Annotated in this window: 9 protein-coding genes; 7 read left to right on the top strand and 2 right to left on the bottom strand. The window is 51.7% G+C overall.

Features of this window, described 5'->3' with window-relative positions; all coding sequences use genetic code 11:
- Together pcp and nei are read left to right on the top strand one after the other, a co-directional pair.
- Complete coding sequence (pcp, locus tag HGO41_RS09305) at positions 1–651, top strand: pyroglutamyl-peptidase I (RefSeq protein ID WP_013576447.1); 651 nt, start codon at positions 1–3, stop codon at positions 649–651.
- A complete protein-coding gene (nei, locus tag HGO41_RS09300) occupies positions 651–1,445 on the top strand; it encodes an endonuclease VIII (RefSeq protein ID WP_250980980.1) in 795 nt (264 codons plus the stop codon). Before pcp ends, nei begins: the two co-directional genes overlap by 1 nt.
- A gap of 51 nt (positions 1,446–1,496) precedes the next feature.
- On the opposite strand, the gene HGO41_RS09295 is transcribed toward nei, so the two are convergent.
- Entirely contained in the window at positions 1,497–4,301 is a 2,805-nt protein-coding gene (locus HGO41_RS09295) for an autotransporter family protein (RefSeq protein WP_250980979.1), read from the bottom strand.
- Positions 4,302–4,721: 420 nt separating this feature from the next.
- On the bottom strand, positions 4,722–6,005 hold the full coding sequence (locus HGO41_RS09290; protein ID WP_013576444.1) for a citrate synthase: 1,284 nt from the start codon (positions 6,003–6,005) through the stop codon (positions 4,722–4,724).
- 827 nt (positions 6,006–6,832) lie between these two features.
- Here HGO41_RS09290 and sdhC point away from each other — a divergent pair.
- The 5 genes from sdhC to sucA all read left to right on the top strand — a co-directional run bounded on the left by sdhC (position 6,833) and on the right by sucA (position 13,277).
- A complete protein-coding gene (gene sdhC, locus HGO41_RS09285; protein WP_013576443.1) occupies positions 6,833–7,222 on the top strand; it encodes a succinate dehydrogenase cytochrome b556 subunit in 390 nt (129 codons plus the stop codon).
- Positions 7,216–7,563 carry a succinate dehydrogenase membrane anchor subunit gene (sdhD, locus tag HGO41_RS09280; RefSeq protein ID WP_013576442.1) on the top strand — a complete coding sequence of 116 codons (348 nt, stop codon included), beginning with the start codon at positions 7,216–7,218 and terminating at the stop codon, positions 7,561–7,563. Before sdhC ends, sdhD begins: the two co-directional genes overlap by 7 nt.
- Positions 7,564–7,566: 3 nt before the next feature.
- Positions 7,567–9,333, top strand: a complete 1,767-nt coding sequence (sdhA, locus tag HGO41_RS09275) for a succinate dehydrogenase flavoprotein subunit (RefSeq protein ID WP_250980978.1) — start codon at positions 7,567–7,569, stop codon at positions 9,331–9,333.
- 19 nt (positions 9,334–9,352) lie between these two features.
- On the top strand, positions 9,353–10,069 hold the full coding sequence (locus HGO41_RS09270) for a succinate dehydrogenase iron-sulfur subunit (RefSeq protein WP_013576440.1): 717 nt from the start codon (positions 9,353–9,355) through the stop codon (positions 10,067–10,069).
- A 400-nt stretch (positions 10,070–10,469) separates the two neighbouring features.
- Positions 10,470–13,277 carry a 2-oxoglutarate dehydrogenase E1 component gene (sucA, locus tag HGO41_RS09265; protein ID WP_121020042.1) on the top strand — a complete coding sequence of 936 codons (2,808 nt, stop codon included), beginning with the start codon at positions 10,470–10,472 and terminating at the stop codon, positions 13,275–13,277.
- Positions 13,278–13,300: the final 23 nt, after the last annotated feature.

Genomic DNA, 13,300 nt, shown 5'->3' with positions numbered 1-13,300 from the left:
ATGCGTAAAGTTTTAGTCACCGGTTTTGAGCCTTTTGGCGGCGAGCGCGTTAATCCATCATGGGAAGTAGTAAAGCAACTGGGCGACCTGGAATTGTCGGGCGCGCAGATTGTGGTTCGTCAGTTGCCGTGCGTGTTCGGCAAAGCCATTGATGCGCTGAATGCGGCGATCGATGAAGTGCTGCCGGAAATGGTGATCTGCGTCGGACAGGCCGGTGGCCGCAATGATTTCAGCATCGAACGCGTGGCGATCAACGTCGATGACGCGCGTATTGCCGATAACGACGGCAATCAGCCGGTGGATGAGGTGATTGTCAGCGACGGCCCGGCGGCGTATTTTTCCACTCTGCCGATCAAGACAATTGTCAACGGATTGCGCGAGTCGGGAATCCCGGCATCGGTGTCGCAAACCGCCGGTACCTATGTCTGTAACCACGTGATGTACGGCCTGATGCATCGTCTGGCGCAGCCTGCCTGTAAGGTGGTGAAGGGCGGTTTTATCCATATTCCTTATCTGCCTGAACAGGCCGCGCATCATCCGGGGGCGCCAAGTATGTCAGTACATACTGTTCTGAACGCCCTTGAGCTGACGATCGCCATCGCGCTGCACACGGAACAAGATTTGAAAATTGCCGGGGGTGCGACTCACTGATGCCTGAAGGTCCTGAAATTCGCCGTGCGGCCGATGTGCTGGCTACGGCGGTAGTGAATAAGCCTCTGACGGATGTCTGGTTTGCGTTTCCTGCGCTGGAACCTTATCAGTCAGCGCTGCGTGGAACCAGAATCACGTCGATTGAAACGCGGGGGAAAGCCCTGCTGACGCACTTTTCCAACGGACTGACGTTGTACAGCCACAATCAGCTTTACGGCGTCTGGCGGGTGGTCAATGCCGGTGAAGTGGCGAAAGAAACCAAACGCTCGCTGCGGGTAAAGCTGGAAACCACCGAAGCGGCGATTTTGCTCTACAGCGCGTCCGAAATCAGTATTTACGATACGGCGGAAATCGAAAAGCATCCGTTCCTGCAACGTATCGGCCCCGACGTGCTGGATGAGCGACTGACGGTCGCACAGGTACGTGAACGGTTACTTTCACCTAAATTCTGCAACCGGCAGTTAGGCGGAATGTTGCTGGATCAGGCTTTTCTGGCCGGGTTGGGGAATTATCTGCGGGCGGAAATTCTCTGGCTGGCGAAACTGCTGCCGGATCATAAACCGAAAGAGCTGAATGACACGGAACTGGATGCGCTGGCCGATGCCTGTTTGTCTGTTGCGCGGTTGTCGTACGCCACGCGAGGTACGATGGATGAAAATGTGCATCACGGCGCGCTGTTCCGTTTTAAGGTATTTGGCCGCACAGGCCAGCCATGTGAACGTTGCGGCGATCCGATCATGAAAACCAGTGTGTCATCGCGACCATTCTTCTGGTGTCCGGTGTGCCAGGTCTGAAAGATAAAAAAGAAAAGGGCACCGGAGTGCCCTTGCTCAGTGTTTTCAGAATCAGAAATTCACTTTGATACCCAGATTACCGCTGTAACCTTCCAGATCTGAATCAAATCCTTTCTGGTAGCGGACGTCTGTATAAATTGTGGTGTTTTCACTGAGTTTGCCCGCCAGCCCTGCGCCAGTCTGCCACCAGTTGTCGCTGAATTCCGCTTTAAGCCGTTGAGTCGCGAATTGTACTTCGGGTTCATCGCCAATAGTCGTAACGGCATCCAGCGTCAGATAAGGCGTCCAGGTTGGATTATCCATGAACAACCGCACACCGCCGCGTGCCTGCGCATTACTGGTTGATACGCCGGAGACATTGCTGATGCCATCGTTGAAATCTTCCAGATTCAGATACTGATAAATCACCTGCGCCTGAGGTTCAATTTTCAGATTTTCATGCAGTGTAAAGGGTTTGCCGGCTTCCACTGATAACGCGACGCCATAACCGTCCTGATCGGCATCATGCGTGCTGTCATAGCTGTTTTTATACCAGCTGCCCATACCCACCGCGTCAATGTAGCCGCCATCCTGCGCTTTTAGCGTGTAGTAACCACCGAGGCTATAGATGTCGCTGTCTACACTGCCAGCTTGTACGGAATATATCGGGTTATTGCTGCGAAGGCTGTCTTCCGCGTCGGTATTCTGACGTCCGAGTGTCACGAGAATACCGGCACTGCGTTCGGTGTTTTCTTCGTTTTTATCCCATATCAGATCTATACCCAACTGCGCATACCAGGTATCGGTATCATAGCTGTAACGGCCTGCGTCATTCTCGGTGTGAGTACCGACAATCCGACCCCATGCGCCGTCTTTATGCAGCACATCACCGCCGGTACGCTGGTGATAAGTGCCAATCGCATCAAAGCCATACTGCATATTCAGCGCCGGTGCCGCGATATATCCCGGCACTTCCTCACGCCATGGCTGGTTGTCGTCGGATGGCATCGGAGTTGGGTTCACATCCGGATTGGCGTCAGGATTCGCGTCCGGATTATCATCTGGCGTTGGATCAGGCGCAGGGGCAGGGATCGGCGTTGAACAATCATAATTAGCGCAGGTGCTCAGATACCAGTTTTCACCCTCACCGGTGGTGATATCACCTTTACGCAGCCCGTAGTTGAACGCACCCGCTGAGACAGAATTCCCCAGCGTGAAGGCATTGGTTCCCTGTGTATTGGTTCCATCCACGGTAACCACTTCAATCCCGTTGCCCTGTGTATAGTTACCGTTGCCGCCTGTGCTGGTGACAAACAAGGTATTTTGACCGGTAATGTCGCCCGTTACGTGGATCTTGTCTGTCGGCGAGTTGCTGTCATCCAGATAGGTATTGATACGGTATGTGCCGTCGCCGGTCATATTGCTGTTCACGGTAAGTTCAGAGTATTCATTACCGTTATGTGTGAAGAACGTGGTGCCACCGGAGTTCATCTGCGAAATCGTGGAATCACCGGTCAGCGTCCACCGGCTGGAATCGTCGATATTAATGCTGTTGGTACTGGCGGTGATGCCTTGCCATTCAGAGCCGCTGTTAAGATAGACATCCACAACACTGCCGGTATCGGCAATGATATCGCCTTCCATATAAGAATTACTGGCAGATAAATTCACCTGACTTTGCGCGGTAACGCCCGTATCAGTATCTGTGAAACTTCCGGCTCTCAGCAGAATGCCGTTTCCGCTTTGCACGGTTGACCCGTTGTTCACGTTAATCCGGGTATTGGCACCTGCAGCCAGTATTCCCTCACTGGTGGCGCTGCTGACAAGGCTGTTATCCAGCGTCACGATAGCCTGATGATCTGCATCAAAACCCTGCGTATAGATGCCATTTGCGAATGCACCGGAGGCCGATAACTCGCTGTTGCTGATGGTCATCTGGCTGTTGGCGTAGGAACGGACAGCGGAAGCCCCTTCGCCGGTAGAAATCCCCGTAACCGCATTGGCATCAAGGGTAGAATCATTCATCGCAACCAGCAGATTACTTCCCGTACCGGTTGTGGTGATCTCAGCGGTATCAAGTGCCATAGCCCCGGAGCCTGTGGCTAAAGCAGCGGCTGAACGGGTACCTTCGGTCTTGAGCACTATATTTTTGGCCGTTAGCGTTGCGCCCTGACTGGCAAAAAAACCGATGTTATTATTGCCTGTCGTGGTGTAGGTCCCGCCTGTCAACGTCACATCGCTATAGGCGTTGCTATTCACCATGATATCGTCAGTGCCGGTCATTTCGACGTTGCCGTTTATTATGTCAACGGTAGTTCTTTTGGCATCGCTGGAACCTGACGCATAAATGACATTTTGGGAACCTGCAGAGTTTTGTTTAACCGTGAGATTTTCAATGCTCAATGAGGCGTCAGAAACGGTGAGCGCATGTTTTGCGTTAGTTAATTCTATGTTTACATTACTCAGGTTCACCGGTGCACCCGACTGGATATTAATTCCCTGTGCCTGAGCGGCATCACTGGTGATACGTATATCATTACCTGTTAATGTTGAACCGACATCTGAGACATAAATAACACTGCTGTCATCTTTACCCGTACGGATGTCGGTATTATTAATTTCGGCTGATGCGCCAGTAATAATGTTAAATGTTTTGCTGGAATCTGTTGTGCTGACATCAGCATAATTAAGGATTAACTTACCTCCGCTAATAATATTGAATGCATAAGCTTCGCTGCCGGTCGTGGAAACTACGGATTGAACGGGCACTGGCGAAGGTATTCCGGGAATAGTGATTTCACCATCAACAATAACTTCTGTACCCGCGCCGGTGATGGTGTAAGCGTGATCGCCCGCCCCCGTCGTAGCGAAACTCAAGGCATCAGCAGGGGTTATGCCCGTTGAAAATGTGGTTGTTGCAAGTGCAATAGATGACGGTAATAAAAGACTAAAGATGGCGCTCGATAATAATGTTTTTTTAAATGAATGCGGGTGTTCCCGATATTCTTCCATGTCAAAGTGTCCTTTGTTTTAATAATGGCGTGTTTATCTTACATGTTTCATTAATACGCTTTTTTAATTAGCGGATTGCAATGAATCATATTGTTGATGACTATGAGTTTATTGTCAGATGAATTTCGGGGGATGGTATATCACGGAAGGATAAGCGTCAAATATTGGTACTGATATATTGAATCGTTAATTTATGCTTAATATATAATTAAGGTCTCTTTGGGTTGAATAAATAAAAAGGCCAATGAATTATTCATCGGCCTTGTATATTAGGACAGGAGGGAATTATTTTTTCAGCTGAGAATGGAAATCGCGTTTGTCATAGCCGGTATAAAGCTGGCGAGGACGGGCAATTTTGATACCTTCCTGATGCATTTCGCTCCAGTGAGCAATCCAGCCAACAGTACGCGCCATCGCGAAGATCACGGTGAACATGGAAGAGGGAATACCCATGGCTTTCAGGATGATGCCGGAGTAGAAATCGACGTTCGGGTACAGTTTCTTCTCGATGAAGTACGGGTCGTTCAGTGCGATATGTTCAAGCTCCATCGCTACTTCCAGCAGGTTGTCTTTCAGATCCAACTCTTTCAGCACTTCATGACAGGTTTCACGCATCACGGTTGCGCGCGGGTCGTAGTTTTTGTAAACACGGTGACCAAAGCCCATCAGGCGGAAAGAATCATTCTTGTCTTTTGCACGTTTCACAAATTCAGGGATGTGATCAACGCTGCTGATTTCTTCCAGCATTTTCAGTGCAGCTTCGTTCGCGCCGCCGTGAGCCGGTCCCCACAAGGACGCAATACCTGCAGCAATACAGGCGAACGGGTTAGCGCCAGAAGAACCGGCGGTACGCACGGTGGACGTGGAGGCGTTTTGCTCATGGTCAGCGTGCAGGATCAGAATACGATCCATCGCGCGTTCCAGAATCGGATTCACTTTGTATTCTTCACATGGGGTGGCGAACATCATGTGCAGGAAGTTACCGGCATAAGACAGGTCGTTGCGCGGATATACAAACGGCTGGCCGATAGAATATTTGTAACACATGGCAGCGACGGTCGGCATTTTAGACAGCAGACGGTAAGCTGCGATTTCACGGTGACGTTCGTTTTCTACGTCGATGGAGTCGTGATAAAACGCGGCCAGCGCGCCGGTGACGCCACACAGGACCGCCATCGGGTGAGAGTCGCGACGGAAGCCGTGGAACAGACGGGTGATTTGCTCATGCACCATGGTGTGACGGGTGACATTGGTTTTGAATTCATCGTACTGTTTCTGAGTCGGCACTTCGCCGTTCAGCAGCAAATAGCTCACTTCAAGGAAAGTGGACTCCTGTGCCAGCTGGTCAATCGGGAAACCACGGTGCAGCAGAACGCCTTCGTCACCGTCGATATAGGTGATTTTGGACTCGCAGGATGCAGTAGAGGTGAAACCGGGGTCATAAGTGAAAAGACCTTTAGAACCGAGGGTGCGGATATCCACTTCATCCTGGCCCAGTGTGCCGGACAGCACGTTTAGTTCAATCGGGTCGTGACCTTGTAGGGTAAGTGTCGCTTTCTTATCAGCCATTTACAGTCTCCTTAGCGCCTTATTTTTAAAAATCAGTAACAACAGAAATGCCTGGAAGCGACGCCTTGTAAGGTCATTATTATTGTCAGCCTTAGCTCTGCGATCGAATGGGAAGGGAACGTAGAGCTGAGTCGAAGTGCAGTCTCAGACTGCTCTGTGACAAACAAGCGGCGTTTCATCGTTGTTAACGATTCGGTAAATCATTACTGTTCTGTCGCTCAGTACCTGTGAAGAGTATGAGGATTTACACAATCACCACTTTTGCATAACTTGAGCCGTCAGGGAAGACCCTGCATTGCGATTGTGTGATCCACTGATTCTTCAGAAACTTTCACCATTTTGGTGCGTGAAGGCGAAGCCGGTATGTGCGCAGAATCACAGTCCTATAGGGATAGTTCATTTGTAATGGAAATGTTGATCAAATGTCAAACTGGATAATTTATTTCGTGTCTTTTGTGAAAAATGGGAGCTAACTCACTGTTTCGGAGAAATGTGAATAAAGCATTTGTAGGGCAATTGTAATAGGAATGTGATCAACCTATACTCCTACAAGGTCTCCGGGCAATCCGAAGTAGGAGCACCCAGCACTCTCTTTTTTGTCTCAGATTTTATGAAAATGGACTTAAAGGAAAACACATTTCTGCGCCGTTTAAGCACATCGGATGTCGTTGTTTGAGCGCGTGAAATGTTGGGCTTTTAGCTCAGCTTTCCAACGTTATTGGTTCTGTGGGGAGGCGGTAAGTCAACGCATCCACAACGACAAGAACGAAGGAAAGGGTGCTGTCTGACATACTGCTCCGGACCGGAGGAAAAATAATAAGAGCTGTGTGGGCAAAACCGTGAAAAAACAAAGACCTGTCAATCTGGATCTGCAAACGATCCGGTTTCCTGTTACTGCGATAGCGTCCATCTTACACCGAGTCTCTGGCGTAATTACCTTCGTCGCCGTCGGTATCCTCCTCTGGCTGTTAGGCCTGTCTCTCTCTTCTCCTGAAGGGTTTGCGCATGCTGCCGCCATCATGAATAGCTTCTTCGTCAAATTCATCTTTTGGGGAATACTCACTGCGCTGGCCTATCACGTTTGCGGTGGCGTACGCCATTTGCTGATGGATTTTGGCTATATCGAAGAGAGTTTGGCTGCCGGTACCCGTTCTGCCCAGGTGGCAATCGGGCTGACCGTCGTGCTGTCAATTCTGGCTGGAGTTCTCGTATGGTAAGCAACGTTTCTGCGTTAGGGCGTAATGGTGTGCACGACTGGCTGTTACTGCGTGCTTCCGCAATTATCCTCACCCTGTATATCCTCTATATTCTGGGCTTCGTGGTTCTGGCTCAGGAACTGACATTTGATGTCTGGCATGGCTTCTTCTCTTCCTCCATCACCAAAGTATTCACACTGCTGGCGCTGCTCTCAATTCTGATACACGCGTGGATCGGCATGTGGCAGGTGTTAACGGACTATGTGAAACCGCTGGCTGTCCGGCTGATGCTGCAACTGGCTATCGTCGTGGTGTTAGTGGTTTACCTACTTTACGGAACAATTGTTGTTTGGGGAGCGTAGTAAATGAATCTGCCAGTCAGAGAGTTTGATGCTGTCGTCATCGGTGCAGGTGGCGCCGGTATGCGTGCCGCGTTACAGATTTCACAAATGGGGCTGTCTTGCGCCCTGATTTCAAAAGTCTTCCCGACCCGCTCCCATACGGTGTCCGCGCAGGGCGGTATCACCGTCGCGCTGGGTAACACCCATGAGGATGACTGGGAATGGCACATGTACGACACCGTAAAAGGTTCCGACTATATCGGTGACCAGGACGCCATTGAATATATGTGTAAAACCGGGCCGGAAGCGATTCTGGAACTCGAACACATGGGGCTGCCTTTCTCCCGTCTTGAAGATGGCCGCATTTATCAGCGTCCGTTTGGCGGCCAGTCGAAAAACTTCGGTGGCGAGCAGGCGGCACGTACTGCGGCCGCCGCTGACCGTACCGGTCACGCCTTGCTGCACACGCTGTATCAGCAAAACCTGAAAAAAGGCACCACGATTTTCTCTGAATGGTATTCACTGGATTTAGTGAAAAACCAGGACGGCGCGATCGTCGGCTGTACCGCAATCTGCATTGAAACCGGCGAAGTGGTGTATTTCAAAGCCAAAGCGACCGTACTGGCGACCGGCGGCGCAGGCCGTATTTACCAGTCCACCACCAACGCCCACATTAATACCGGCGACGGTGTTGGCATGGCGCTACGTGCAGGTGTTCCGGTGCAGGACATGGAAATGTGGCAGTTCCACCCGACCGGTATCGCTGGCGCAGGCGTTCTGGTGACAGAAGGCTGCCGTGGTGAAGGCGGTTATCTGCTCAATAAAGACGGCGAACGTTTCATGGAACGTTATGCGCCGAATGCCAAAGACCTGGCGGGTCGTGACGTGGTGGCGCGTTCCATCATGATCGAAATCCGTGAAGGCCGTGGCTGCGAAGGTCCGTGGGGCCCGCACGCTAAACTGAAACTCGATCATCTGGGTAAAGACGTTCTGGAATCCCGCCTGCCGGGCATCCTTGAACTGTCGCGTACCTTCGCACACGTTGATCCGGTGAAAGAACCGATCCCTGTTATCCCAACCTGTCACTACATGATGGGCGGCATTCCGACCAAAGTGACCGGTCAGGCGCTGCGTGTTAACGCACAGGGTCAGGATGAAGTGATTCCGGGTCTGTTCGCGGTGGGTGAAATTGCCTGTGTATCGGTACACGGCGCTAACCGTCTCGGTGGTAACTCACTGCTGGATCTGGTGGTGTTTGGTCGTGCAGCGGGTATGCATCTGCAGGAATCTATCACTGAGCAGGGCGAAAGCCGTGATGCTTCTCAGGACGACATTGATGTATCTCTGGAGCGTCTGAACCGCTGGAACAACACCCGTTCAGGTGAAGATCCGGTGGCTATCCGTAAAGACCTGCAATCGTGCATGCAGAACAACTTCTCGGTATTCCGTGAAGGTGATGCGATGGCGAAAGGTCTGGAAGAACTGAAAGTGATCCGCGAGCGTCTGAAATCTGCCCGTCTGGATGATACGTCCTCAGAGTTCAATACCCAGCGCGTTGAGTGTCTGGAACTGGATAATCTGATGGAAACTGCGTTCTCCACCGCTGTCTCTGCAAACTACCGCACTGAAAGCCGTGGTGCTCACAGCCGTTTCGACTTCCCTGAGCGTGATGATGCGAACTGGTTGTGCCACACGTTGTATCAGCCAGAAACAGAAAGCATGACCCGCCGTGATGTGAACATGCAGCCTAAGCTTCGCGCGGCGTTCCCGCCGAAAGCGCGTACTTACTAGGGCGGAGCGGAGACAGATTATGAAAATTGAATTTTCGATTTATCGCTACAACCCGGACGTTGATGACGTGCCGTACATGAAAGATTACGTGCTGGAAGCTAAAGAAGGGCGCGATATGATGTTGCTCGACGCGCTGATTTTGCTGAAAGAACAGGATCCGACGCTGGCTTTCCGCCGCTCATGCCGTGAAGGTGTTTGCGGGTCAGATGGCGTCAACATGAACGGCAAAAACGGCCTGGCGTGTATCACACCCGTCTCGACGTTGCGTAACGGCAGCAAGAAAATTGTAATCCGTCCGTTGCCGGGGTTACCGGTTGTCCGTGACCTTGTAGTAGACATGGGACAATTCTATAAGCAGTATGAGAAGATTAAGCCTTACTTGTTGAATGATGGGAAAAATCCTCCGGCGCGTGAACATTTGCAAATGCCGGATGACCGCGAAAAGCTGGACGGATTGTACGAATGTATTCTCTGCGCCTGCTGTTCAACGTCCTGCCCGTCTTTCTGGTGGAATCCCGACAAGTTTGTCGGTCCGGCAGGCCTTCTGGCCGCTTACCGTTTCCTGATCGACAGCCGCGATACCGAGACTCAATCGCGCCTTGACGATCTGAATGATGCTTTCAGCGTATTCCGCTGCCACAGCATCATGAACTGTGTGAGTGTATGTCCAAAGGGGCTGAACCCGACCAAGGCTATCGGCCATATTAAATCGATGCTGCTACAACGCGGTGCCTGATTGATAAGCCACGCACAGCGGGAACTCAGGTTCCCGCTGTTATTTAGTTACCACCGGTTTTTCGCTTTCTTTAGTTACAAATGTGGTAACTGAGGTGGGGATAGCAAATAATTAATTTTTTAATAACAAAGTAGCAACAAGTGCAACAAAGTTGCGCCTGACTGGAGTAAGATAGCCGGGTCAAAAACCGGGAGATAAAAATCCCCCGAAAGGCAGCAGAAATAAGCAGGGTAACTTCAAAAATCAGTCACGCGCATGGCGGATTTCTGAAGGTTCCTTGAAGAGCCAACCGCTCAACCAACGAACTGTTTTAGTATGGAAAACCGTTTTACCGCGGTGTATCACGGTCATTATTATTAACCACGGCGAAAACTAAAGCTTCAAAGCTTAAGGGATCACGATGCAGAACGGCGCAATGAAGGCCTGGCTGGATTCCTCCTATCTGGCGGGTGCAAACCAGTCTTACATAGAGCAACTCTATGAAGACTACTTAACCGATCCTGGTTCCGTTGACGATAGCTGGCGTTCGATTTTTAAACAGCTACCAACAGTGGGTGTGAAACCAGAGCAACTCCATTCTCAAACTCGGGACTACTTCCGCCGCCTGGCGAAAGACGCGTCACGTTATAACTCCTCCATCAGCGATCCGGAAACGGATGCCAAGCAAGTCAAGGTGCTGCAGTTAATCAACGCCTTCCGCTTCCGTGGTCATCAGAATGCAAACCTTGATCCCCTCGGCCTGTGGAAGCTGGACGCCGTGCCTGATCTGGACCCGGCGTTCCACCATCTGACTGAAGCTGATTTCCAGGAAACCTTCAACGTCGGTTCATTTGCCATTGGCAAGGAAACCATGCAGCTCGGCGAGCTGTATAAAGCCCTGAAGCAAACCTATTGCGGTTCCATTGGTGCGGAATACATGCACATTACCAACACTGAAGAGAAACGCTGGATCCAACAGCGAATCGAATCCGTGGCAGGTCGTGCGAGTTTCACCAATGATGAGAAGAAAACGTTTCTTAAAGAGCTGACCGCAGCAGAAGGTCTGGAGCGTTATCTGGGGGCGAAATTCCCGGGTGCAAAACGCTTCTCACTCGAAGGTGGCGATGCGCTGGTTCCGATGCTGAAAGAAATGATCCGTCATGCCGGCAAAAACGGAACCCGCGAAGTCGTGCTGGGTATGGCGCACCGCGGTCGTCTGAACGTACTGATCAACGTGCTGGGCAAAAAACCTCAGGACCTGTTCGACGAATTCTCCGGTAAGCATAAAGAACACCTGGGCACCGGTGATGTGAAATACCACATGGGTTATTCGTCTGATGTGGAAACCGAAGGCGGTATGGTTCACCTGGCGCTGGCGTTTAACCCGTCGCACCTGGAAATCGTCAGCCCGGTCGTCATCGGTTCTGTTCGTGCCCGTCGTGATCGTCTGGACGAAGCGCGCAGCAACATGGTTCTGCCAATCACCATTCACGGTGACGCGGCCATTACCGGTCAGGGTGTGGTTCAGGAAACCCTGAACATGTCGCTGGCACGCGGTTATGAAGTGGGCGGTACCGTGCGTATCGTCATCAATAACCAGGTGGGCTTCACCACCTCGAATCCGAAAGATGCGCGTTCTACCGATTACTGTACCGATATCGCGAAAATGGTGCAGGCACCGATTTTCCACGTCAATGCCGATGACCCTGAAGCGGTGGCTTTCGTGACCCGCCTGGCATTGGATTTCCGTAACACCTTTAAACGTGACGTCATGATCGACCTGGTTTGCTACCGTCGCCACGGCCATAACGAGGCCGACGAACCTAGCGCAACCCAGCCGCTGATGTACAACAAGATCAAGAAACACCCGACGCCACGCAAGATTTACGCTGATGTTCTGACTGAGCAAAACGTAGCCAGCCTCGAAGATGCCACGGAAATGGTCAACCTGTACCGCGATGCGCTGGATGCCGGTGAATGCGTAGTGGAAGAGTGGCGTCAGAATGACATGCACACTTTCACCTGGTCACCGTATCTGAATCATGAGTGGGATGAGGCTTATCCGAACAAGGTCGAGCTGAAACGCCTGCAGGAACTGGCGCGTCGTGTCAGCCATGTGCCTGATGCGATCGAAATGCAATCCCGCGTTGCCAAGATTTACGGCGACCGTAACGAGATGGCCGAAGGCAATAAGAAGTTCGACTGGGGTGGCGCGGAAAATCTGGCCTACGCGACGCTGGTAGATGAAGGTATTCCGATTCGTCTTTCCGGTGAAGATACCGGCCGCGGCACCTTCTTCCATCGCCATGCGGTGATCCATAACCAGAAAAACGGTTCCGTGTACGTGCCGCTGGCCAATATTCATAACAGCCAGGGCGAATTCAATGTCTGGGATTCCGTGCTTTCCGAAGAAGCGGTGCTGGCCTTTGAATACGGTTACGCGACCGCTGAACCGCGCACCCTGACCATCTGGGAAGCGCAGTTCGGTGACTTCGCCAACGGTGCACAGGTGGTTATCGACCAGTTCATCAGTTCCGGCGAACAGAAATGGGGCCGCATGTGTGGTCTGGTGATGCTGCTGCCGCACGGCTACGAAGGGCAGGGGCCGGAGCACTCCTCCGCGCGTCTGGAACGTTATCTGCAACTTTGCGCTGAGCAAAATATGCAGGTGTGTATCCCGTCTACCCCGGCGCAGGTTTACCACATGATCCGCCGTCAGGCACTGCGCGGTATGCGCCGTCCGCTGATCGTGATGTCACCGAAGTCTCTGTTGCGTCATCCTCTGGCGGTTTCTACGCTTGATGAGTTGGCTGACGGCAGCTTCCTGCCAGCGATTGGTGAAGTCGACGAACTGGATCCGAAACAGGTTAAGCGCGTGGTGATGTGCTCCGGTAAGGTTTATTACGACCTGCTGGAACAACGTCGCAAAAACGAGCAAACCGATGTGGCGATTGTCCGCATCGAACAGCTTTACCCGTTCCCGCACAAGGCAATTCAGGAAGTGCTTGAGAAATTCTCACACGTTCATGATTTCGTCTGGTGCCAGGAAGAGCCACTGAACCAGGGCGCGTGGTATTGCAGCCAGCACAATTTCCGTGAAGTGATTCCTTTCGGGGCTTCTTTACGTTACGCAGGACGCCCGGCCTCTGCCTCTCCGGCAGTGGGCTACATGTCCGTTCACCAGAAGCAACAGCAAGATCTGGTTAACGATGCGCTGAACGTTAAATAACCGCGTCGGTGTCAGTTAACTAT

This window comes from Rahnella sp. CG8, from assembly GCF_023701875.1.
Lineage (GTDB): Bacteria > Pseudomonadota > Gammaproteobacteria > Enterobacterales > Enterobacteriaceae > Rahnella > Rahnella aceris.
Note: the sequence above shows the minus strand (reverse complement) of the source record. Positions and strands in the feature narration are given on the sequence as shown.

What these genes read in the sequence shown, in the direction of transcription:
- pcp (WP_013576447.1), top strand. Translation starts at nt 1, where the DNA reads ATGCGTAAAGTTTTAGTCACCGGTTTTGAGCCTTTTGGCGGCGAGCGC.
- nei (WP_250980980.1), top strand. Translation starts at nt 651, where the DNA reads ATGCCTGAAGGTCCTGAAATTCGCCGTGCGGCCGATGTGCTGGCTACG.
- HGO41_RS09290 (WP_013576444.1), bottom strand. Translation starts at nt 6,005, where the DNA reads ATGGCTGATAAGAAAGCGACACTTACCCTACAAGGTCACGACCCGATT.
- sdhD (WP_013576442.1), top strand. Translation starts at nt 7,216, where the DNA reads ATGGTAAGCAACGTTTCTGCGTTAGGGCGTAATGGTGTGCACGACTGG.
- sdhA (WP_250980978.1), top strand. Translation starts at nt 7,567, where the DNA reads ATGAATCTGCCAGTCAGAGAGTTTGATGCTGTCGTCATCGGTGCAGGT.
- HGO41_RS09270 (WP_013576440.1), top strand. Translation starts at nt 9,353, where the DNA reads ATGAAAATTGAATTTTCGATTTATCGCTACAACCCGGACGTTGATGAC.
- sucA (WP_121020042.1), top strand. Translation starts at nt 10,470, where the DNA reads ATGCAGAACGGCGCAATGAAGGCCTGGCTGGATTCCTCCTATCTGGCG.